At 54.9% G+C, this 577-nt stretch carries 1 protein-coding gene; it reads left to right on the top strand.

The genetic code is table 11. The features are described 5' to 3' along the window. Positions 1-577 (top strand): hypothetical protein (locus GO013_RS16720; protein ID WP_163813178.1); only part of this gene is annotated, 577 nt, incomplete at both ends.

Below are 577 nucleotides of genomic sequence, written 5' to 3'. Positions count from 1 at the left end.
ATGTGGATCGATGACAACACTGCGACAGCATGGACAGTCAAGGTGTGGACTGGTGTCGCGGATATCTCGCTGATGGCTATCAACCCTGACACTGGAGTTGTGACGACACCAGCCACAGCACTCAATGCGGAGGTATTGGATGGCCAAGCACCAGCGTACTACCTCGATGCGGACAATCACGCATACTCCGGGACGGCTGTTGGACTGTCCGCCTCAAACGTACAGGGAGCCATTGACGCCCTGGCCGAGGCTCTTGGGGGCACGATCCGCTCGGACATTATTTCTGCGCGCGGCGACATCATTGTGGGCGGTCAGGATGGCAAACCCAAGCGACTCGCCCGTGGATCAGAAGGGCAGACGCTATCATGGGATGAGAGTGGTAATTTAATCACGGTTGACCCGCCAAAAGACTATATGTGGACTGCTGTGAGCGATTGGCTTGCGGCGTTTGGTGGAGCATCGTTCGAGGCAACGGATCTTGATGGTACGATGTATGACTATCGAATTTTGTTACAAAATGTGTCCTTGTCTGGGAGTGCTGCGATTTTGCATGCGCTTATCGGGCATGGGGCTACCC

The organism is Pseudodesulfovibrio sp. JC047, from assembly GCF_010468615.1.
Lineage (GTDB): Bacteria > Desulfobacterota > Desulfovibrionia > Desulfovibrionales > Desulfovibrionaceae > Pseudodesulfovibrio.
The sequence above is the reverse complement of the archived record's forward strand: the minus strand, read 5'-3'. Positions and strand labels throughout refer to the sequence as shown.